We start from the raw sequence: 21078 nt of genomic DNA on the forward strand, positions 1-21078 counted from the left end.
GCACCGGACGTCACCTGAAAATCCAGCGGTCTCTTCAACCTATGACGCCGATTGCGAGCTAAAATACCGAGAGGCGGCGTAGAATTTGAAGACGCCGCTGATGCCGATCCAGCCGAAAAGGCCGAGCCAGCACAATGTCCTGGTCGCTGTCCAGTCAATCCGGTGCACCGCAGCGTCGGTGATAACGAGGCCAAGGATGGCAAGCAGGCCAGTGAGAAACTGCGCCAGGCCGAGCACCAGCAGTTCCTCGCGCGGCGCGCTTCTCCAGACGAGATATACACCGGCCGCACCGGCCAGGAAGATGGCGCTGTAGACCTGAGCATGGAAGGCATCGATCGGCCATGGCCAGAGGCTGCCGAATGTCAGGGGAAACAGCAACAGGCCTAGGCCATAGAGCCCAAGGATCGCCGATTCCACCGGCATGTAGCCGCGCCATGCCGGATTTAAGGTCACGCCTTTTGCAGAAGGACGGGCCTTGGCCCTCCACAGGAACAGCCCGGATACCGCGACAGAAGCGAGATAGACCAAAAACCAGAGCCAGGGCGCTTTGCGCTCGAAGTTGAAATAGCCGAGATTGATGAACGAAACCAGCGACACGATGACGGTGAAGATGAAGGCCATGACGAGCACGAGCCTGCCGGGCGACCAGCGATTCCAGACCAGCAGCGCCGCCATCACGACCATTTCGGCGGTGTAGAAGCCGCCGAGGAAGCGGGCATTGAACGGCGTGACGGCCCAAGGCCAGCGCGGCTTGACCAGCACAGGCGCGAAAAACAGGCCGGCGCCTACGATCAGCACGATGATGACCACCACAGAGAATAGGCGCAGGGCCGCGGGAAATGGCGGGTTGTTGGATGTCGGCATGGGAGAAAGTCCCCAAGATGAATGCCCCATGGACCATCATAGTGCCGCTTGCGGCCGGTGAAAATCCGCCGAATGGAAATTGAACTGTCACCATGCCCATCTATTCGATTGGCCGTAGGATGCGTTTCGAAGTAAGATGGAGTACTGGGACCAAAGACGCCTCCGGGGGCGCATTTTCCGGAGCCTGCACGATGAACGAAGCTCAGGATCTGTTCTCGCTTCTGCGGCAATCGACCGGTGTCGATCCGCAGGCAATCGACGCGATCAAGCGAACCATCGCGGAGGGCAAGGATCGCGAACTTTGCCGCATCAATGCGCCAGCCTTCGCCAGCAAGCATGGCCTCGACGAGGAACGCGCCATAAGCGCCTTTCTCCATGCGGCACGGGTAGGCATCTTCGACATTTCCTGGAATGTTCTATGCCCCGGCTGTGGCGGCGTGCTCGACACAAACGCCACGCTGAAAACCCTGCAGAAGGACGAATACACCTGCGCGCTGTGCTCCGAGGGCTATTCGCCGACCCTCGACGAGATGGTCGAGGTGACATTCACCGTCAGTCCCCGCGTGCGCAGGATTGCCGCCCACAATCCACACGAACTGCCCTTGCTGGAATATTACCGCCAGATCTACTGGGCGTCCGGCGTCGATCTGCCGGAAGAGGATTTCGCGAAAAAGATCGAAGCGTTCTCGCTGGAGGATATCGAGCTTGCCCCCGGCGAAAAGGCGGTTCTGCCCATACAGCTTCCGTCTGAATTCGTCATCGTCTTCGAGCCGGTCACCCATTCAGCACAGTTCATCGACGTGAAGGGCGAACCAACAAAAGAGCGCCGAAGCCTCTCTTTGGTCTTCGACCGCGACCATGTCCAGAACCAGACGCTGGAGATGCAACCCGGCCCGTTGCGCATTTCGCTGGAGAACAGGACCGACACACGCGTGCTGCCGACGGTCTTCATCGCCGGCCAGGAATTGCATGGTCTCCTGGGTAAACGCCGGCCCTTCCTGACCGCCAAGCGCCTGCTCACCAACCAGACGTTCCGCGATCTCTATCGCACGGATACGCTCGACATCGACCAGCGCCTGAAAATCACCAGCCTGACCTTCCTGTTCACCGACCTGCGCGGATCGACCGAGCTTTACGAGCGGGTGGGCGATCTTTCGGCCTTCGATCTCGTGCGCGTGCATTTCCAGGTTCTGCACGAGATCGTTGCGGCGGAGGCAGGCGCGGTGGTCAAGACGATCGGTGATGCGGTGATGGCGACCTTCGCGACGCCTGATCGTGCGATTGCTGCGGCCCTCAGGATGCGCGATGCCATGCGTGAGCTCAACGACAAGAGCGGGGGCGAGGATCTGCTGCTCAAGATCGGAGTCCATGCCGGCCCGTGCATCGCCGTGTCCATGAACGAGCGACAGGACTATTTCGGCCAGACGGTCAACATTGCTTCGCGGGTCCAGAACCTTGCCAATGCACAGGCGATCTTCGCCACTCGTGCCGTGGTCGGCGACAATCTCACCGCCGATCTGTTGCACAGGAACGCGCTGACGCCCGTGCCCCACGACGTCTCGCTGCGCGGCATTGAGCGGGAGATAGCAGTATTTATGATCCCCTGAAGATTTGGCCCCGAAGATTTGGCCGCCAAATGTTTGGGTCGTCTCGGCCCCTCACACGCGCCTGCAGACAAAATAACGATCGGCGGGCACCGAAGGCGGCGGCTGGAGGCGTTGCAACAGCGGGTGGTCGAGGGGCGTGCCGCTGACCGCGAAGCCGCCGACGCGAAGCAGGCGCGCGATCAGATCGGGAAGCCAGGTAGAGGTCACTGCGTCGCGATCGTCATAGCCGGTGCCGATGTCAGCATGAACGAGAGCCGCGTCGATGCCAATGAACCTCTTCGCCGTCTCGCGTATTTCGCCGAGCACGAAGTCTTCAGCGTCGGGAATTGAGCTGGCGTGTGCGCTAAGTTCACGGTCGAACACCACGATCCGGCGTCCGGGCAGGCGCTCGCGCAGATGGTGGTACGTCCGGCCGTTGCCGAGGCCGAGCTCGAGCACCGGCCCTTCCATCTTCGCCACCTCGGGGCAAACCTGATCGAGAATGTCGCGCTGTGCGGTCATCCTGCTGATGAAATTCTCAAGGCGAGTCATATGCGTGTGTGTCCTGAAACCAGCTCAAGAGATCAGCAATGCCCGCGACCAGAGCGGTTCACGGGTGAAACCCGAGGGCGACATGTTAACCGCCGATCGCGTCCCGGCACGTATAGAGGCGAACGATGAACCCTGCAATAACCGAACAGGCTGCCGACAGGATCATACCGGGTGGAGCGGGTGGCCCGGCGCGCGGCGGAATAGCGATCTCACTTGTAGGGATCTGCGGCGTCCCGCAGGCCGTCGCCGAGGAAGTTGAACGCCAGGATGACGAGAATGACGGGGAGCATCGGCAAAAGCAGCCATGGATAGAACGCGATGACGCTGACGCTGCGCGCCTCCGTGAGCAGGATGCCCCAGCTGGTTATCGGCGCCCTCAGGCCGAGCCCGAGGAAGCTCAGCGCCGTCTCGCCCAGGATCATGCCGGGTATGGAGATCGTCGCCGTCGCGATCAGATGCGACATGAAGCCGGGAATGAGATGCCGCCCGATGATGCGGCTGCTTCTGGCGCCCATCAATTGCGCAGCCAGAACGTAATCCTCCTCGCGCAACGCTAGAAGCTTCGAACGCACGGCCCGCGCCAATCCGGTCCAGTCGAGTAGCCCGAGGATGACGGTGATGCCGAAATAGATCAGGATCGGACTCCAGGTTATCGGCATGATCGCCGCCAGAGCCAGCCATAGCGGAATACTGGGGATTGACTGCAGAACTTCGATTATCCGTTGAACGATCAGGTCGAATATACCGCCGTGATAGCCGGCCAGTCCGCCGATGACGATGCCGAGCAGGAAGCTGAAACTGATGCCGACGAGGCCGATTGTCAGTGAAATGCGTGCGCCATAGATGATGCGCGAGAGCACGTCGCGCCCCAGCCTGTCAGTGCCGGCCAGAAAGAGCTGGCCGTTTTCGGCAGGGCAGACAAAATGCCTGTCACCTTCGATCAGGCCCCAGAACCGATAACTGTCGCCCTTGCAGAAGAAACGGATCCGCTGAACATCATCTTGATTCTCGATGTAGTTCCGCTTGAGCGTGTCCATATCCAGCGTCATCTGGCGGCCATAAACGAACGGCCCGACGAACTGGCCGTTGTGGAACAGGTGCACCCGCTGCGGCGGCGAATAGATGTAGTCCATGTTGCGCGTGTGCAGATTGTAGGGGGCCAGGAACTCGCAGATCAGTATTCCGAAATAAAGCGCTGCCAGGAATATGCCTGAAATAACGGCAAGCCGGTGCTCCCGGAATTTCCACCACATCAGCCGCAACTGCGACGCCTGAAAGACCTTCGACTGCTCCGGCGTCATCGCCTCGACCGACTCCAGGTCAAAGGGCGCGGTGGAAACGTAGTGTTGCAGCGGAGCACCCGGAGCGGGCAGCGGCGAATGCGTGCTCATTTGGTGCTACCGCCCTGCAAACGAATTCTTGGATCAAGCAGCGCCAGCGCCAGGTCGGAAATCAGGACACCGATGACCGTCAGGAAGGCGAGGAACATGAGGAACGACCCTGCCAGGTACATGTCCTGGCTTTGCAGCGCCTTGATCAGCATCGGCCCGGTCGTTTCCAAAGACAGCACGATCGCCGTGATTTCGGCGCCGGAGATGATGGCCGGCAGGATAGAGCCGATGTCGGAAATGAAGAAATTGAGCGCCATGCGCAGCGGATATTTGACCAGCGCCTTGAACGGATGAAGTCCCTTGGCGCGCGCGGTCACGACATATTGCTTGTGTAGCTCGTCGAGAAGATTGGCGCGCAGCCGCCGGATCATGCTTGCCGTGCCCCCGGTGCCGATGATCAAGACCGGAATCCAGAGATGGGCGAGGATCGACTTCGCCTTGGCCCAGCTCATCGGCTCGCCGAGATATTGCTGGTCCATGAGATGGCCGATGGATGTGCCGAACCAGATGTTGGCGAAATACATCAGGATCAGCGCCAGCATGAAGTTCGGAATGGCAAGGCCGAGAAGGCCGAAGAGAGTCAGGCCGTAGTCGCCCCAGCTGTATTGATGCGTGGCGGAGTACATGCCGATCGGAAAGGCGATGAGCCAGGTGAAGATGATCGTGACGAAGGAAACCAGCACGGTCAGCCACATTCGGTCCCCGACGACGTCGCGGACCGGCAGCTCATATTCGAAGGAATAGCCAAAATCGCCGCGCAGCATCCCGCCGACCCAGTAGAAGTAGCGAATGACCGGTGGCTGGTCGAAACCATAGTCCTTGCGCATCATCTCGATGCGATCGGAATCCACGGCTTCGCCCTGAGCCCGAAGCTCGGCAACATAGCTGTCGAAATAGTCGCCGGGTGGAAGTTCGATGATCGTGAACACCAGTGCCGATATGACCAGCAGCGTTGGAACCATCACGGCAATGCGCCAGACAAAATATCGAAGCACGCTCAGGACTCTCCAAGCCAGAATGTATCCGGCATGTAGACACCGAAATAGGCGGTCGGGTCGTAGCCGTAGAGCGCCTTGTCAGGCAGATTGCGCAGCCGCGAGGACGCCAGAACCGGCTGATGCGTTCCGTTCACGGTGCCGATCGAAAACACCTGGTCGGTGTAGATCGACAGCATTGAATTCCAGATTTCGGCACGCTCCGTGGCTTCGGTCGATGCCTTCCAGCGTTTAAGCAAAGCCATCAGCTCGACCACAGGCGGAAGATCGGGCGCCTCACCGACCTTGCCATGAGACAAGTGGTGAGCACCCCAGAGCGGCCATTGCAGCTGGTCGTCCATAGTTGGGGCCAACTGGTACGGGTTCATGTCGGCGGTCGGCACGCCATTGTCGATGCCCGACCACATCGACATCATGATCTGGCCGCCAAGCGCGCGGCTGCGGAAGATATCGCGCTGCGAAGTCCGGATGAACAGGGCGATCCCGATCTTGCGCCAGTGATCGGTGATGAGTTCGAGCGCGTCGGTTTCCAGCGTGCTTTCGCCGGCCGTCTCCACTATGATCTGCGCTGGGCGTCCGTCGGGAAGTATCCGCAGGCCGTCATCGTCACGCGTCTGAAGCCCGGCCTCGTCGAGCAGGGCATTGGCCTGGTCGGGATCATGGGCGACCCAGGCTTTCGCGAATTCCGGCCGGTAGAGCGGGCTCTCCGGCAGGACCGTATCGGCACTTTCCTGCCCCAGTCCGTAGAACACGGCCAAATTGATCTCGCGCCTATCCACAGCGAGCGAAAGGGCGCGGCGCACGCGAACGTCACGAAGAAGGCCACGCCACACCTGGTCGGCACAATTCAGATTGGGCAGCAGCGCCAGCCGCGAACCCTGTGTGCGTTTCCAGAGATGCATCTTCACCGGGTAGCGCTTCTCCGCATCCTTCAGGAAGGAGTAGTCGGTGAAGTCAATTCCCATGCTTTGCAGGTCGCTCTCGCCCGCACCGGTCTTGGCGGAAATGATCGCCGGCGAGCTGACATTCATGACAATCCGGTCAACATAGGGCATTTGCCGGCCATTCTCGTCTACTCGATGAAAGAACGGGTTGCGCTCGAAGACGAATTGCTCGGCCGGGGGCTTGGTCCGGTTCCGCCATGGATCGAGCGTCGGCAGTTCCGGGTTCTCCGGGCGATACTGCCGCGACATGCGGATATGCAGGAGCGTCCATTTCTTGGCCCGGTTCTCCTTCATCAGGCCGGCGAGCCGAAATGGATCCTGGTATTTCTTGTGGAACTGCTTGAGATAGGTGGCCGGCAGAACCAGCGATAGCGGCGAAGCAGCAGCAAGCTTGGGCAGGAAGTCGGGATTGGGCGCATCCCAACTATAGCGGACCGTCGACGGATCGACGATCTCGAAGCGTGGCGGCTTGGCGTTCGCCAGCAGGGCAGGGGCAAGCCCGCCTTGCGAAAGCTCATCGTTCAGCCAGACATCTTCCCAGCAATAGCGAAAATCCTCCGGCGTCAGCAGGCTACCGTCAGACCATTTATGGCCTTCCCGAATCTTGAAAGTGAAGACGCGATCATCCGCTACGTCGAAACTTTCGAGAATGTCGGCTTGCAAGTTGAGCTTTTCGTCATAGCCGACCAGGCGAGCATACCCGTAGATCGTCATCATCCGGATATCTTTCTGGCTGCCGATGATCGTGCGCAGCGTGCCGCCATACTGGCCGGGCTGCCGGCCCATCGCGGCGAGGTTCAACGCGCGCGGGCTCTTGGGCAAGCGTTCGGCGAGTGCCGGCAGCGCCTTGGCCTTCAGCTGCGGCTGAAGAAATTCCGGCTCCAGATCGCCGGCGCGCGACGTGCCCGGCAGAAATGCCGAAGCCATAAGTCCAAGGACGGTGCGCCGGCTGATCAATGGCGTAACTCGCTGACATCGGCCGTACGCCGGGCCAGCACGAGGTGGCCGCCGCCAAGGTCGAGCGGCGACAGCATATCCTTGTCGCTCTCGTCGCGGAATTGCGGTCCCCATGCGCTGGTGTCGGAAGCGCCGTCGAGCTTCAGCGTTTTGAAGTCCATCGGCCTGTCGAGATCAGGGAAAGGTACTGCGGCGACCAGTGAGCGCGTGTAGGGGTGGACCGGTTTCCTAAGCAGAATTTCGCGCGGCGCGAGCTCGACGATACGGCCGCCGCACATCACCGCGATGCGGTCTGCCATGTAGTCCACCACCGCCAGGTTGTGGGATATGAACAGGTAGGTCAGGCCCAGTTCCTTCTGCAGGTCCTTCAGAAGGTTCAGGATCTGCGCCTGGACGGAGACATCGAGTGCCGAAACCGGCTCGTCGCAGATCAGGAGTTCAGGCCCCAGCGCCAACGCGCGCGCGATGCCGATACGCTGACGCTGCCCGCCGGAGAAACTGTGCGGATAACGCTTTATGAAGCGCGGATCGAGCCCGATTGCCTGCATCAGGCTCTTGACCGTGACGAGTCGGGACGCGGCATTGCCACGTTGATGGATTTCCAGCGGCTCGCTCAAGATGTTCTCCACCGTCATGCGAGGTGAAAGCGACGAAACCGGGTCCTGGAAGACCATCTGGATTTTCGCGCGCAGCATGCGCAGGGCGTCTCCCTCGGCTTCCAGGACGTCGATCGGACCATCGCTGCCGTTGAAGATCACAGAGCCGCCGCTTGGTGTGACAGCCCGCATGAGGACTTTGCTGACGGTGGTTTTGCCGGAGCCGCTTTCGCCGACAAGACCCAGACACTCACCCCGCCTGATATCGAAGCTCACGCCGTCGACGGCGCGAACAGAGGTTTGATGATCTCCGCCGAACCATCCGGACTTGCGGATGGTGAAGGTCTTTGTCAGATCCCTGACCGACAGCAGGATGTCGTCCGGCCCCTTCGATGCCGGCGCCGTCTGCTTGCCGAGCAAGTTCCCGACATTCACCGGCACCTCGCGGAGCGCCTTTAGCCTTTCGCCAGGCTTCAGGTCGAAATGCGGAACGGCTGCCATCAGGCCCTTCAGGTAAGGGTGGCCTGGCCGGCGGAATATCGCCTCGACAGGTCCCGCTTCCATGATCTCGCCATGGTACATGACCACCACCTCGTCGGCGACATTGGCGACCACGCCAAGGTCGTGCGTGATCAGCAGCATCGCCATGTTCAGCTTGGCCTGAAGCCCGCGCAGCAATTGCAGGATTTGCGCCTGGATGGTGACGTCCAAGGCCGTTGTCGGCTCGTCGGCGATCAACAGGGCGGGCCGGCAGATAAGCGCCATGGCGATCATGGCGCGTTGACGCAATCCTCCCGAAAGTTCAAACGGATACATGTCATAGGCGCGCTTGGGGTTGGGAAAGCCGACAAGGTCGAGCATTTCCTCGGCCCGCGCCTTGCGCTCCGCCCGCGCCATGGGCGTATGAATCTGCAGGGATTCGCTGACCTGATTGCCGACCGTGTGCAGCGGCGACAGTGATGTCATCGGCTCCTGAAAGATCTTGCCGATGCGGCTGCCTCTCAACGCCCGGATTTCGGGTCCGTCACGCGGCATCTGCAGGATATCCTGCGTCGTGCCGGGCTTTTCAGGATCGGAAAACAGGATACGGCCGCGAACATGGGCTGTGTTCGGCAAAATGCCCATCACTGCCTGGCTGAGAACCGATTTTCCGGAACCGGACTCGCCTACAAGCGCAGTGACCTTGCCGGGCAAGACGCGAAGATTTGCACGTCTGACGGCATGCAACGGTCCGCCGATAATGGCAAAAGAGATGCCAACATCCTCGATCCGCAGCAGATCAACACCCGAATTCATTCTCACACCAGCCCCACTCTGGCAGCCCGCCCGGCGGCGGGCCCAGAAAGCGAGACTAACGCATTGGCAGCGCAGAGCAACTTGGATTCGAAATCGGTCGCCAGTTCCCTGGCGGAACCGGCGACCGGACTGCGCACCAAAGGCGTTCGGATCAGATCGTGGCGGTTACTGGAGCTTCCTCCGGTCGGCCGCCGACAGCCGCGCTGCATCGCGATGAAGCAGCATGACCTGCTCGGCGTCGGATATTCGGTCGTGAATCGGCTCCAGCGCACCGTCTTCATCGAGTGCGAGAGCACCCGACAGATCGGGTGAAAGCACCGTCAGCTTCTGTTTGACGCCCGCCAGTTCCTCGTTGCCGAGCGTCAGCCAGCTGTTGGCGCCGCAATAGCTGGCGAAGTCTTTGCTGGCGAGAACGCTGTGCGGATATTTCTTGGTCAGGGTCTGGAGGCGCTGGACCTCGTTTACAGCCGAGCCGAAGACAGAGAATGTGAGCCGGTCCGTAAGCCCGACATTGCCGAACATCACATTGCCGACATGCAGGCCGATGCCAAAGTTTATGTCGCCCAATCCCTGCTCCTTTCTGCGCAGATTGAGATCTTTCATGCGCGCCGTGGCCTTGTGCGCTGCCGCAAGAGCAGCCTGGCAGGCGATCTCGGACTGCGAGCGGTGCCTTTCGCAAGGGAAGACGGCAATGAAGCCATCCCCCAGGAAACTCATGATCTGCCCGCCTCTGCGATTGAAAGGTGCAGCAATGGCATCGAAGAACTGGTTCAGCGTATCGATGTAGATTTCGCGGCCGGAAGTTTCGGCAAGCCTTGTCGAGCCGCGCATATCGGCCATGACCAGTGCGGCCCGGATTGTGTCGCCCTCGCCGCGCTTGATCTGGCCGTCCAGCACGCGCCTGCCTGCGTCGCCGCCGAGATACGTGGTCATCATGTTGTCGGCCAGCTTGGTGAGCACCGCCATCTTCGTTGCGATAGCGAGATGGTTCTGGATGCGCAGCAGCGCTGAAATCATGCTGTCGCTGAAGCCTGCAGCGCTGTCGGTCGACCAGGACCCGAGCATGCCCTGACTGGTATTGCCGTTGAAGGGATGCACGAATGCCATGTAGTCGGTCACGCCCATAAGCCTGAGGTCATCGAAAACAGGAAATTCCGACGGTACCGACGGGTCGAGCCGGCGCCGCAGATGGTCGAGCTTGTTGCTGAGCAGATGGTAGTATGGGCTGGTCAGGAATCTGTCGGAATGAGCGCCGTCCTCTTTGCGGAAGCCTTCCACTTCCATGCCCTGGCCGCGAATCCAGGTGAAGCCAAGCGCGTCATAAAGCGGATGAAGCATCGAAAAGCTCAAATGCACCCGCTTCAGCGGCAGGCCGGCAGCAGCCAGCCGTTCACAAAAACCCTTTACCAATGTTTCCAGGGCGTCGCCCGCCAGCGCCGATTGGGTGAGCCAATCGGCAACCTTATCCATGAGAATGCTGGAAATTTCTGCTTGCGCTGTGCTCATGCTGTCTTGAGACCCGTCGAAGACGAGCCATTCTCCTTTGATCCGCCCCAACACGGTCCGCTAACGACCCCAGGGATAAGACCCTCGAAGTCAATGAAGCCGGCTTTGGGCAAAAGCCGGCGAGGGGCATTATGTGGCGAGGCTGCCGGGGGAGTGCAATCACGATCCTGACATCAGGCAAAAAAACTCGCCGGCTCAGACGCGGTCAGGCCTTCACCACCGTCTCTCGGGCCAGCCCGAGGCGGCCAAAAACATTGCGTGTGTCGATGATCAGAAGAGCGTGATCAGCGATCGCCTGATAGTCGATCGCGTCGTGGTCGGTTGCAATGACGACAGCATCGAAATCCTTCAATGCCGCCTCGGTCAATTCGACCGAGCGCCGCCCCTTGATCGTCATATGCTCCCGTGTGGTCGGGATCTCGGTAACATGCGGATCGTGGAATTCCGCCTTGCCGCCCCATTCCTCGATGAGTTCAATGAGCCGCAACGAGGGGCTTTCGCGGATGTCGGGCACATTCTTCTTGTAGGCGAGCCCGATGATGAGAATGCGCGAGCGGCTGAGCGCCTTGCCGCAGCGCTGGTCCAGCGCCTTCGCCAGTTCATCGACCACATGACGCGGCATGGCCGTGTTGATCTCTGCCGCCAGCTCGATGAAGCGGGTCGGCATTTCGTATTCGCGCGCCTTCCACGTCAGGTAGAAGGGATCGATCGGAACGCAGTGCCCGCCGAGTCCGGGGCCAGGATAAAAAGGCATGTAGCCGAAGGGCTTGCTCTTTGCCGCCTCGATCACCTCCCAGATGTCGATACCCATCGCACCGAGCACGACCTTCAACTCGTTGACCAGGGCTATGTTGACCGAGCGGAAGATGTTTTCCGTCAGCTTGACCGCCTCGGCGGTCGCCGTGGTGGAAACTGGAACGACGGTCTTGACCACGCCCTGGTAGAAAGCCTGCACGAGTATCGCCGCTTCAATGCCGTCGCCTGCCACGACCTTGGGGATTGTCGCGACTTCAAAGCTGCGGTTGCCGGGATCCTCGCGTTCGGGCGAGAAACCGAGGAAGAAGTCTATCTTCGACTGCAAGCCGGTCTCTTCCAGTATCGGCTTGATCACGTCGTCGGTGGTGCCGGGATAGGTGGTCGATTCCAGCACGATCAGCTGGCCGAGACGCAGATGCTTCGCTACGGTGCCTGCCGTGTTCCTGACAAAGGAGAGGTCCGGCTCACGGTTTTTCGTCAGCGGTGTCGGAACGCAGATGATGATGACATCGCAGACGTCCAGTTCGGCAAAATCCGCAGTGCCGCGGAACTGTCCGCTCGCCACCTGGTCGGCAAGGGCTGTCGACGTCACCGCCTCAATGTAGGATTGGCCGTTGTTCAGGCTCTCGACCTTCTGGGCTTCGATGTCGAAGCCGGAAACCGGGAAGCCGGCGCGTGCGATCGCAACTGCCAGCGGCAACCCGACATAGCCCAGCCCGATCACGCCGACTTGCGCGGCGCGCGTCGAAATCAGGTTCAGAAGACGGTCATATGTCGATCGTGAGGCGTCCAAAAATCTGCTTTCCGTCAATTCGGACAGGCCGTCCGCGCCCATGGCGAGGCTCACCTGGTTCCCCAAGAACCCCGAGGCATATTGCGGAAAATCGATTTCCGCAAGCTGTCGTCAGACCGGCACCTTCGCCTTCAGGCTTGCGGCGGCCATCGCATAGCCGCCGGCGGCGCCATCGATGAAATGAACGTGATCGCGCTGCAGTGGCGAGGCGACGAGGCATGTCATCAAGGCCGATTTCTGGCGGTGCAGGCCATAGTTGCAGATGCCCGCCTCTTCCGCCTGTTTCAGCCGGTTCTCGATCCGTTGCAACACGTCCGCGTCAACGTCGATAGTCATCTTCAAGCCGTCGTCGAACTTCCGGAAATCCGAATTGCTGGCCACGTCGCGTTTGTAGATCTTCGGATCGAAGCTGCCGATCGTCCAGCCATATCTATCGGTGACAGCCGTAAGCGTCAGCTGGAACAATATCCACAGCTTCGACAGCCACCGCCATCCTGCCGGCGCCATGGCCCGCGCCTCGATATCGAGGCCGGCGGGCGAAAAACTGTAGGCCGGACCGTTCACCGGCAACGGGTGGCCATCGCGTTCCTGCCCCCCGGCAAGGGCGATGATGTCGGAAGCCAAAGACTGAAAACCGCGCAAGTCGCGCGACGGCCCCGGGATGGCTATGATCGAGACGATTTCGCCGTGCCGGGCGTCGATCGGGTTCCAGCGGCAGGAGAGGCCGGTAAGATCCGGCCGTGTGCCGGCTGGCGCAGGATCGATGCGGTAGCGCCCCGCTTTCATCTCGGCTTCCGCCCAACTGCCGCCACCGCCCGCAAACATGGCATAGAAGACCGCTTCGGAGGCCCGGAACCTCGCCACGCGAACGTCGAGGCCTTGCGCTCTTATATCCTCTATCGGCACGATTGCGGCACGCAAGGTCAGGTCCAGTTCGTCCGCCACCCATCTCTGGACAGCGGCCAGCGCGTTGCGGGTGATCTCCAGTGCCGAGCCGGGAAACGCCACGAGCGCGCCGTCGCCGCCGAAGACAAAGGGAATATCTCGCCGACCCAGCGCATTGAGCAGCGCCGAGATAACGCTGGCGCCGGCCATATTGACGGTTTTATAGCGCCCAGCGTCGATCGCCTTGGTCGAGCCGACGATGTCGGCGGTGGCCAGCGCCCAGCCATCCGGGAGAGGCCGATAGTTATCGATATCGGCAACGCTTTCGAACCTTGCGAAGACCGGCAAAGAAGCGACAAACGGATCGGACGCTGCAGCTGTTTCCATGAGCATCAGATACCACATTCCACTGCTTGAAAGTGAGTCGATCATGCTTCGAAATTGACTTGCGCAGGCTTTCCGATGATAGGGTCCGACGATGCGAATTGCCTTCTACGCGCCGCTGAAGTCGCCCAATCATCCCGTTGCCTCCGGCGACCGCCAGATGGCACGGACGCTGGTCAAGGCGCTGGAGCATGCAGGGCATAGCGTCGAACTGGCATCCGAATTGCGCTTCTATCTACGCGAACCGGTTCCGAAAAGTTTCGATGCGCTCAAGATCGAAGCCCGAGAGGAAGCCGCGCGGCTGACAAAGCTTTGGGATCGTGACGGCAAGCCCGATCTCTGGTTCTGCTATCATCCCTATTACAAGGCGCCCGACCTGATCGGACCCGAACTGGCGTCGGCCTTTGCTATCCCCTGTGTGACAGCGGAAGCCTCCTATTCAAGGCGGCGCAACGCCGGTTTGTGGGCCGACACGCAGGCGTTGGTGGCGCGAGCCGTCGAACAGGCAGCGCTGAACATCTGCTTCACGCAAAGGGATCGTCAGGGACTGGCTGATGCGATTCCCGACGCCGCTCTCGGTCTGCTTTCGCCCTTCATCGACACATCGGCATTCTGGGAAATGCCGGCACGGGGTTGTCCGACGCGCCTCGTTACCGTCGCCATGATGCGCCCGGGCGACAAAGTCGAAAGCTATCGCATGCTGGCGCAGGCGCTCGGTCCGATCGGCCACCTGCCCTGGACCATGTCCGTCGTCGGGGATGGGCCTGCCCGTGACGAGGTCAAAGCGCAATTCGCCGGCTTGCCCGCCGACCGTATCGTATGGCTTGGCGCGATTGAGCCGGCCGCCGTGCCGGATGTCCTCTACAGTGGGGGAATTTACGTCTGGCCGGGTTACGGCGAGGCCTATGGCGTTGCCTATCTTGAAGCACAGGCCGCCGGCCTTCCGGTGGTGGCTCAGGACATCGCCGGCGTGCCGGAGGTCGTGCGGGATGGCCAGACCGGGTTTCTCACCCCGCCGGGCGATGTGGCGGCGTTCGCTTCTGCCATTGAAAGGCTTCTCACCCGTAACGACGAAAGAACCATCATGGCCGCGGAAGCCAGACGTTTCATCCTCGAAGAACGCTCCCTCGGTGTTGCAGCGGGGCGTCTGGCCGAACTTCTTGCGAAGATCCCGGTTTCATGACATCCGATCGGATCTGGCAGCCCTTGGTGGAAGAACTGGCGTGCCGGCAACGGGCGGACCGTAAGGCAGAGTTCTGGCTCCGCGACGATGACGCCGTGGATCCGACGCCTGCGCTTGATCGGCTGCTCGACCTCACCGGTGAATTCGCAGTTCCGGTCACTCTGGCCGTCATTCCGGCCCTGACTGATGAGAAGCTTGTCGTCCGGCTCGACGAGGCGCCGCATGCCGCGGTCGCCATCCATGGCTGGGCGCACCGAAATCATGCGCCCGAGAACCAGAAAAAGCAGGAGCTCGGCGCGCATCGGCCACGCGAGGCGGTGCTCGATGATCTGGCTCGCGGGCTGTCGCATATAACCGGCCTGCACGGCTCACGTGCCGTTCCGATGCTGGTGCCACCCTGGAACAGGATCGACGCCGGCTTGGTACCCAACCTTGGATCGATAGGATTTGCGGCATTGTCGGTCTATGGGCCGCCGAAGCCGGCTCCACTGGCGGTCATCAACAGCAATGTCGACATCATGGATTGGCATGGCACGCGCGGCTGCCGAGATCATGGCCTATTGGTTCAGGCTATCATCGCGCAATTGCAGCGTGCACTCGGCGGCGGCGAACCGGTCGGCCTGCTCACCCACCATCTCGTACATGATGAATCGGCCTGGCTGTTCCTCGAACGGCTGTTCACAGTCACCGCACAGACTGAAGCGTGCGCATGGCTTCCGATCGGGACATTGATCGGGCGCAGCGCCAGTAGAGGAAAATAGCTCAGCGCTTTTTGTGCAACGAGCCCGGAAATTGGAGCGTCTGGCCATCCCGAGCGGCAAAAGCGCCGGCAAACCTGTCTTTGGCCAGTTGCTCGATCTCGTCCAGTTGCTCGTCGGTGCGTGTCGGATCGTGGTGAAACAGCGCAAGCCGCCGCGCACCGGCCGCCTCACAGAGCTTGACGCCCTGTTGCCACGTCGAATGCCCGTTACCGCGGCGGCGTTTCATTTCCTGGTCGGTGTAGGTGCAATCGTAAATGACGAGGTCGGCATCTTCGATCAGGGCGAGCACCGCCTGATCGAGTTTGTCCGGCTCGTGCTCAGTGTCTGTGATCACCGCCACGACCCGGCCGCCCCATTCGACCCGGTAGCCTATGCAGCCGCCCGGATGGATAAGACTGCCGGTTCGGACCACCACCCCATCGCGCGGGCGAAGCACGTCTCCGGATACGAAATCGCGGCAGTCGAGGCTTGCCTTGCAGATCTCCAGTTTCACCGGAAACCACGGCGGCCGCATGAACTCATCGACCATCTGCCGGGTCGTCATGCGTCCTGCAAGATGCCCGGACCAAAGCGTAAGCTTGACGCTCCGGTCATAGATCGGCGCAAAAAACGGCAGCCCGATGATGTGATCGTAATGGCAATGGGTGAAAAACAGGTCGAAATCGGTCACGCCTGACGCCCGAAGTGCGGCGCCGGCAGGCCGTAGGCCAGAGCCCGCGTCGAATAGAAGCGTATGCTTGCCGCATCGCATCTCAATGCAGCTCGTGTTGCCGCCATAGCGAGAGAATTCTGGCCCTGATACCGGAGTGCTGCCGCGCACGCCCCAAAACCTGACCAGGAAAACTTCGTAGTCCATGCTACCCCTTCCCAGTCCCCGTCGCCCATCGTAGCCAAACAACTGCTGCTAGGCGAGACAGGTTTTCTCCGGGGTAACCTTCTCAGCAAGAGGCCAGTGCCATCGCGACGGCGAGGATCGAGCGCACGTCATCCGTTATTTGGTGCTTCGTGCGTCGATCAGATCCGCGGTCGTATGGCTTAGGCGATCGGCAAGAACCCGCAATATCTCGATGGTCATTTCCGGGAACTCCCTCATAAGCCTCAGGAAATGATCCTTGCGGATCCTCAAGACTTCCAGCGGACTTGCCGCTCTGACGGTGGCGGTGCGAGAGCTGTTGCACAATATGGCGATCTCGCCAACAATCGAATTTGGCTCCAGTTCGGCAACTTTTATCGGTCCGCTGTCGGAATCGACCAGAATATCCGCCCTGCCTGAAAGGATGACATAGGCGGCGTCTCCCTCGTCGCCCTGCCGGAATAGGATCTGGCCGGCGCTGTAGCTCACACGATCGGATGTGAACGCAAGCAGCTTGAGCTTTGTCGGGTCGATGGCAGAGAACAAGGGAACGCGTTGCAGCATTGCAACTTCATCCTTGAGCAGCATTGTCGCAAACCTTCCCAAAATTCGCGTTTGCCAGACTAGAGCAATGGACGCCCAGATGGAATGAATTCTGTTTCCGGGATGGCGAGACGAACCGCGCGAAAGGTGGCGAGCCCGATGTCGTGCGATCGGGCGATGCCACCTGGCAATGGCGTCCGCCAACCGGAAACTCGAAGAGCCGGATGAATCTGCGGCAAACCCTTCGGGTTTCGGCGGGATGTGGCTTCGCTGCGCCCGTCGTCGAATCCCTTGACCTTGCAGTAAATTCCCACCGGCAGAATGATCCCATCTGAATGTCCGCTGCTCTATGACAACAGTCCCTTGAATGTACCGTTCCCTGCCAAAAGTGTCTCGGGTGTTCCGTCTTCCACCAATTTACCCGAATCGAAGACGATAACGCGATCGAACATTATCGCCATCGCCGGATTCGTCACGACCCACACAATTGCCGGCGAATGGCCGTCGCGCCTGGCTTCCTCGAGCACGTTCCGCAGCACCTTGTCCTGCATGCGCTGGTCGAGCGCCGACAGCGGCCGGTTGAGAATGAGAAAATCAGGACGCTTGAGCAGGGCCCGGGCAACATCGAGTTTCTGTCGCTGCCCGCTGGTCAGCCGCCTGCCGCTGGAGCCGACGTTGAAGTCCAGGCCGACATCCAGAAGTTCGGCATAAAGCCCAAGTTCGTCAAGAATGTCATAGACGATGGAGCGTATGCGATCCGGCGCGTCGGGATGGTTGTTGCCCACACGCCCGAACAGGACATTATCCATGACGGTGGCCGCGGCAATGTATTTGGCGGGATCATACCGTTCGATGGCATTCTGCAGCTCGGGCGGCAGGTTTTCATAGAACAGGTTGCGTGCAGCGACGATCTTGCTCATCAGTTCGTCGCTCAGCAGGCCGAAGCGGTGCCGGGGCTCGATATAGGCAAAGCTCAAGGTGACGATCATGGCGCGGTCGCTCTCCGAAACCGCCTCGTGGGGACGGTTCTTGAGCCGTTGCAGCAAGGTTTCGTAGGTGGGTATCTCCTCGGCGCTCATGAAGGCAAGTTGCTGGAAGAACGGGTGATCGGGCGGCAGGTCGGCAAACAGCTCGATCGCCTGTTCGGCGATCTCCATGCCCATTTCGTAGAGCGTGCGGTCGAGGCCGGCTTGCCTCAGAACAGAAGCAAAATAGGGATTGGCCGCCAGAGCCCTGTCGGCCAGTTCGGGGCCGGCGGCAGCGCCGAAGAGCAGGTTTTGGCCGATCGTTGCTTCCTTGTTGTAGGCGCCCGGTTCGAAAGGAACCACCAGTCCGCTCAGCCCTTCGTGTTCCAGCCGGGCTCGCAGCGCCGCACGCAGTTCGACGATCCGCCGGGCAAGCTCGCTGTGACGCGTGAGATCGGCCGAAGAGCGCAAGCCAAGATCCAGGATATCGCGCGATAGAACAACCGCGTCGAGTACCCGGCGCACGGCTTCAAAGAGGTCGTGCGGGCCGGTAGCGCCGGCGGAAACATAGTTGATCCAGTCGCTGTGGATATCAAGATCCGGATTGCCCGACAGGCGCGCCTCATGCATGTTCCAGCGGTGCTGGTCTGCCGCAGCATCGTCATAAGGCACCGATGTCAGCGGCGCATGCTTCAGCCCGTAGAGCAGGTTATCGCGTAGGCTTGCCTGGAACAGGAAAACATCCGACGAGGCATAGGACATGCGCCGGCCGGTCACTGCTTCGGGGAGTTCAAGCAAGTCGTCGGCGCCCGAAGCGACCCTTCCGCTGTCCGGCCAGTTCAGCCTTGCGAAGGCTTCTGCAAGCGCCTCGGCTCCACCTGTTGCGGTACTGAGCAGCGCCACCGTCTCACCCGGCTTGATCTTGAGGGAGACACGGTCGAGGAGCATTGCACCGCCATCATCTGCTATCGACAGACCGATCGCCGACAGGGGCTTGGTCATCGGATCGGGATCGTCGATCGTCAATGCCCCGATCCTCGGCGCAATGAGCCGATCGACGGTGAATTGTTCAACGACCTGCTGATACTTGACCTGGACATCCTGCCGCGCCTGATCCCAGTCGATCAGTTCCTTCATCGGTCCGGGCAGGTCCTTGTAGGCGCCGATCACGGCCACGAGCTGACCGACGTCCAGCCGCCCCTGGATGACCAGATATCCGCCGATCATGTAAAACAGAAAGGGCGTGAGCTGCGCGAGAAAATTGTTCAGAAACTTCACCATGAATTTCCATTGGTAAAGATCGAAGCGGATCTTGAAGATGAGCCCGAGCCGGGCAGCTATGTCGGCGCGCTCGTAGTTTGATGTGTCGTGGACGTGTACCGCGCCGATGCCGTCGACGATTTCGCCAACCCGGCCCGAAAGCGCGCGCGCCGTCAACTGCCGTTCGCGCCCGAGCACGATCAGCCGCCGCCGCATTCGCGGGATGAGCACGATCTGGACCGCCACGATCCCGGCCGCGATCATTCCGAGCCAGAAATTCTGGACCACGATGAACAGCATGGCCGTCAGCGCCTGGCCGCCGAGCAGCACCGGCTGCACGAAGGCATCGCCGATGAAGCCGCCCAGCGGCTCCACCTCGTCCTTCACCATGGTCGCCACTTCGGCGGATTTCACCCGCTTGAAGTAAAACGGCGGAAACCGCAGCACACGATCGACCAGATCGAAGCGGATACGCCGCAGCATGCGTTCGCCGAGGCGGCCCTTGTAGGTGTTGATATAGAATTTGAACAGGCCGTTGATGACGACCAGCAAGAGGAACACAAGGCTCAGCGCAAACAGCGTCGCCACGCGGTCGAGCTGAAAACCGGAGAAGAACTGGACCTCTCCGATGAACGGCAGGTTATAGTGCAGCCTCATAAATGGCTGGGTCGCGCCCGGTTGCTCGAACCCGCTACCTTGGATCGGGCCGTTGATGATCAGCTTCGGCAGGTCGAAGGACATGAAATACGGGATCATCGAAAGCACGACGATCATCAATATCCAGAGCTGCTGCTTCTTGGTGTGCGTCCAGATATAGCGGGCTAGGCTGGGTTCCATATGCGGCTGTGGACCCTTCAGTTGGAACGATGCAGGATGTAAAAGCACCTGCCGGCGAATGGCGTGTCGGCAATTTCTTCGTCACCAAGAACAAGCTCGAAGCTGCAGCGCACGGAAATTGTCCTGCGCTCAACGATGGAAGGAACCTGCGACGCGGCGCGATCCAGTTCCGGCGCATGGTCGATGACAACGACATGGGCATTGCTGATCATCGAAGAAGGCGGCTGGCCAAACGGTTCGCGGCTTCGGTAGGGTTTCGGCGAATAGAAGAGCAGCACGAAGCCGCAGCTGAGCGGCTGGTGCTGGCGAATGGACGCCGATGGTACGGACAGATGCAACAGGCTCTCTCCGGCACCGGGCAATGGCGAAGCGGCTTGCAGCATAATCACGTCCGCGAATCAACAGCCTTCCGGGAGGCAAGATTGCGTTGTGTCGCCCGAAATCCCAACCTACAAGACGAATATGATGGATGTCACGCAACCACGCAATGCCGGCATGGACTGGCACGAGCAAGCCTTTGACCTGACGCGGGGAATTGCTGCCTATGTCAAGTGCCCCCTGGTGGCAGGGCTGGCGCGCGTCATCACCAGGCATCCGAACGCCGATATCGCCAACGCCTTCAACCACAAGCAGGTCGCCTGCAAGATGTGGGCGCTCGACAGGCTGTTCGAAAGCTGCGGCGGCCGGTTCGGGCGCATATGGGTTCTGGGTGGATGGTACGGCGTATTGCCGGCTATGCTTTTCAACGACGCCCGCTTCGACATCGCGGCAGTCGATAGCATCGACATCAATCCCGAAGTCGCGCCGGTCGCCCGGACCCTCAACCGGGAAGCCGGCGACCGGTTCCGGGCGCTGACGGCAGATATGTACGCACTCGACTATGCGGCCGGGCGGCCCGACCTGATGGTCAATACGAGCTGCGAACACATAGCCGATCTGCGCGCCTGGCTTGCTCTGCTTCCGCGGGGCACGACTGTACTGCTGCAATCGAACGATTATTTCAGCGAGCCGACGCACATCAACTGCGTGGCTTCGCTTGCAGCCTTCGAAGCAATGGCGGCGTTACGGGAGGTGGGGTTCTCCGGCGAACTGCCGACAAAAAAATATACGCGCTTTATGCTGATTGGAACTGTTTGACGCATTTCGCGCGGTTTGGGACAACGACATGCAT

17 protein-coding genes are annotated in these 21078 nt (G+C 60.5%); 5 read left to right on the forward strand and 12 right to left on the reverse strand.

The window, feature by feature from the left end:
- Nucleotides 1-39 precede the first annotated feature (39 nt).
- Nucleotides 40-864 carry a hypothetical protein gene (locus AC0L3O_RS18995; protein WP_473616282.1) on the reverse strand — a complete coding sequence of 275 codons (825 nt, stop codon included), beginning with the start codon at nt 862-864 and terminating at the stop codon, nt 40-42.
- A gap of 191 nt (nt 865-1055) precedes the next feature.
- Between AC0L3O_RS18995 and AC0L3O_RS19000 the strand changes: the two genes are divergently transcribed.
- Nucleotides 1056-2471, forward strand: a complete 1416-nt coding sequence (locus AC0L3O_RS19000) for a DUF5939 domain-containing protein (protein ID WP_473616283.1) — start codon at nt 1056-1058, stop codon at nt 2469-2471.
- A gap of 51 nt (nt 2472-2522) precedes the next feature.
- On the opposite strand, the gene AC0L3O_RS19005 is transcribed toward AC0L3O_RS19000, so the two are convergent.
- The 8 genes from AC0L3O_RS19005 to AC0L3O_RS19040 all read right to left on the reverse strand — a co-directional run bounded on the left by AC0L3O_RS19005 (nt 2523) and on the right by AC0L3O_RS19040 (nt 13526).
- A complete protein-coding gene (locus tag AC0L3O_RS19005) occupies nt 2523-3002 on the reverse strand; it encodes a class I SAM-dependent methyltransferase (RefSeq protein WP_473535943.1) in 480 nt (159 codons plus the stop codon).
- 209 nt (nt 3003-3211) lie between these two features.
- The gene (locus AC0L3O_RS19010; RefSeq protein ID WP_091594734.1) at nt 3212-4393 is read right to left on the reverse strand and encodes an ABC transporter permease; all 1182 of its coding nucleotides are present in this window, start codon (nt 4391-4393) and stop codon (nt 3212-3214) included.
- Nucleotides 4390-5388 (reverse strand): ABC transporter permease, encoded by a 999-nt coding sequence (locus AC0L3O_RS19015; protein WP_023797971.1) that lies wholly within the window; start codon nt 5386-5388, stop codon nt 4390-4392. The genes AC0L3O_RS19010 and AC0L3O_RS19015 overlap by 4 nt, the downstream gene beginning before the upstream one ends.
- A 2-nt stretch (nt 5389-5390) precedes the next feature.
- The gene (locus tag AC0L3O_RS19020; RefSeq protein WP_473616284.1) at nt 5391-7259 is read right to left on the reverse strand and encodes an ABC transporter substrate-binding protein; all 1869 of its coding nucleotides are present in this window, start codon (nt 7257-7259) and stop codon (nt 5391-5393) included.
- A 26-nt stretch (nt 7260-7285) separates the two neighbouring features.
- On the reverse strand, nt 7286-9181 hold the full coding sequence (locus AC0L3O_RS19025; RefSeq protein ID WP_023797969.1) for an ABC transporter ATP-binding protein: 1896 nt from the start codon (nt 9179-9181) through the stop codon (nt 7286-7288).
- A 165-nt stretch (nt 9182-9346) separates the two neighbouring features.
- The gene (locus AC0L3O_RS19030; protein ID WP_128173710.1) at nt 9347-10687 is read right to left on the reverse strand and encodes an adenylate/guanylate cyclase domain-containing protein; all 1341 of its coding nucleotides are present in this window, start codon (nt 10685-10687) and stop codon (nt 9347-9349) included.
- 205 nt (nt 10688-10892) lie between these two features.
- Nucleotides 10893-12236, reverse strand: coding sequence for a nucleotide sugar dehydrogenase (locus tag AC0L3O_RS19035; RefSeq protein ID WP_128173812.1), 1344 nt, complete (start codon nt 12234-12236; stop codon nt 10893-10895).
- Nucleotides 12237-12347: 111 nt separating this feature from the next.
- Complete coding sequence (locus tag AC0L3O_RS19040; protein WP_473535945.1) at nt 12348-13526, reverse strand: DUF3095 domain-containing protein; 1179 nt, start codon at nt 13524-13526, stop codon at nt 12348-12350.
- A gap of 73 nt (nt 13527-13599) precedes the next feature.
- On the opposite strand from AC0L3O_RS19040, the gene AC0L3O_RS19045 reads away from it, so the two are divergent.
- Entirely contained in the window at nt 13600-14688 is a 1089-nt protein-coding gene (locus AC0L3O_RS19045; protein WP_128173708.1) for a glycosyltransferase family 4 protein, read from the forward strand.
- On the forward strand, nt 14685-15449 hold the full coding sequence (locus AC0L3O_RS19050) for a polysaccharide deacetylase family protein (protein ID WP_128173707.1): 765 nt from the start codon (nt 14685-14687) through the stop codon (nt 15447-15449). Before AC0L3O_RS19045 ends, AC0L3O_RS19050 begins: the two co-directional genes overlap by 4 nt.
- A 1-nt stretch (nt 15450) precedes the next feature.
- Here the strand turns inward: AC0L3O_RS19050 and AC0L3O_RS19055 are convergent, their stop codons facing one another.
- From AC0L3O_RS19055 to AC0L3O_RS19065, 3 genes are all read right to left on the reverse strand, one after another.
- Nucleotides 15451-16305: an MBL fold metallo-hydrolase gene (locus AC0L3O_RS19055; protein WP_473535946.1), complete on the reverse strand. Its 855-nt coding sequence runs from the start codon at nt 16303-16305 to the stop codon at nt 15451-15453.
- Between the two features lie 135 nt (nt 16306-16440).
- Nucleotides 16441-16890 (reverse strand): cyclic nucleotide-binding domain-containing protein, encoded by a 450-nt coding sequence (locus tag AC0L3O_RS19060; protein ID WP_091594718.1) that lies wholly within the window; start codon nt 16888-16890, stop codon nt 16441-16443.
- Nucleotides 16891-17192: 302 nt separating this feature from the next.
- Nucleotides 17193-19907: an ABC transporter transmembrane domain-containing protein gene (locus tag AC0L3O_RS19065; protein ID WP_287064591.1), complete on the reverse strand. Its 2715-nt coding sequence runs from the start codon at nt 19905-19907 to the stop codon at nt 17193-17195.
- 29 nt (nt 19908-19936) lie between these two features.
- On the opposite strand from AC0L3O_RS19065, the gene AC0L3O_RS19070 reads away from it, so the two are divergent.
- Both AC0L3O_RS19070 and AC0L3O_RS19075 read left to right on the forward strand, forming a co-directional pair.
- Nucleotides 19937-20428: a hypothetical protein gene (locus AC0L3O_RS19070; RefSeq protein WP_473535948.1), complete on the forward strand. Its 492-nt coding sequence runs from the start codon at nt 19937-19939 to the stop codon at nt 20426-20428.
- Nucleotides 20370-21044 carry a class I SAM-dependent methyltransferase gene (locus tag AC0L3O_RS19075; protein WP_473616285.1) on the forward strand — a complete coding sequence of 225 codons (675 nt, stop codon included), beginning with the start codon at nt 20370-20372 and terminating at the stop codon, nt 21042-21044. The genes AC0L3O_RS19070 and AC0L3O_RS19075 overlap by 59 nt, the downstream gene beginning before the upstream one ends.
- Nucleotides 21045-21078: the final 34 nt, after the last annotated feature.

The organism is Mesorhizobium sp. WSM4810 (assembly GCF_055811235.1).

Excerpts from the sequence above, each read along its gene's own strand:
- AC0L3O_RS19075 (WP_473616285.1), top strand. The coding sequence starts at position 20,370 with ATGATGGATGTCACGCAACCACGCAATGCCGGCATGGACTGGCACGAG.
- AC0L3O_RS19000 (WP_473616283.1), top strand. The coding sequence starts at position 1,056 with ATGAACGAAGCTCAGGATCTGTTCTCGCTTCTGCGGCAATCGACCGGT.
- AC0L3O_RS18995 (WP_473616282.1), bottom strand. The coding sequence starts at position 864 with ATGCCGACATCCAACAACCCGCCATTTCCCGCGGCCCTGCGCCTATTC.
- AC0L3O_RS19050 (WP_128173707.1), top strand. The coding sequence starts at position 14,685 with ATGACATCCGATCGGATCTGGCAGCCCTTGGTGGAAGAACTGGCGTGC.
- AC0L3O_RS19060 (WP_091594718.1), bottom strand. The coding sequence starts at position 16,890 with ATGCTGCTCAAGGATGAAGTTGCAATGCTGCAACGCGTTCCCTTGTTC.
- AC0L3O_RS19040 (WP_473535945.1), bottom strand. The coding sequence starts at position 13,526 with ATGTGGTATCTGATGCTCATGGAAACAGCTGCAGCGTCCGATCCGTTT.
- AC0L3O_RS19005 (WP_473535943.1), bottom strand. The coding sequence starts at position 3,002 with ATGACTCGCCTTGAGAATTTCATCAGCAGGATGACCGCACAGCGCGAC.
- AC0L3O_RS19045 (WP_128173708.1), top strand. The coding sequence starts at position 13,600 with ATGCGAATTGCCTTCTACGCGCCGCTGAAGTCGCCCAATCATCCCGTT.
- AC0L3O_RS19070 (WP_473535948.1), top strand. The coding sequence starts at position 19,937 with ATGCAGGATGTAAAAGCACCTGCCGGCGAATGGCGTGTCGGCAATTTC.
- AC0L3O_RS19020 (WP_473616284.1), bottom strand. The coding sequence starts at position 7,259 with ATGGCTTCGGCATTTCTGCCGGGCACGTCGCGCGCCGGCGATCTGGAG.
- AC0L3O_RS19030 (WP_128173710.1), bottom strand. The coding sequence starts at position 10,687 with ATGAGCACAGCGCAAGCAGAAATTTCCAGCATTCTCATGGATAAGGTT.
- AC0L3O_RS19025 (WP_023797969.1), bottom strand. The coding sequence starts at position 9,181 with ATGAATTCGGGTGTTGATCTGCTGCGGATCGAGGATGTTGGCATCTCT.
- AC0L3O_RS19055 (WP_473535946.1), bottom strand. The coding sequence starts at position 16,305 with ATGGACTACGAAGTTTTCCTGGTCAGGTTTTGGGGCGTGCGCGGCAGC.
- AC0L3O_RS19065 (WP_287064591.1), bottom strand. The coding sequence starts at position 19,907 with ATGGAACCCAGCCTAGCCCGCTATATCTGGACGCACACCAAGAAGCAG.
- AC0L3O_RS19010 (WP_091594734.1), bottom strand. The coding sequence starts at position 4,393 with ATGAGCACGCATTCGCCGCTGCCCGCTCCGGGTGCTCCGCTGCAACAC.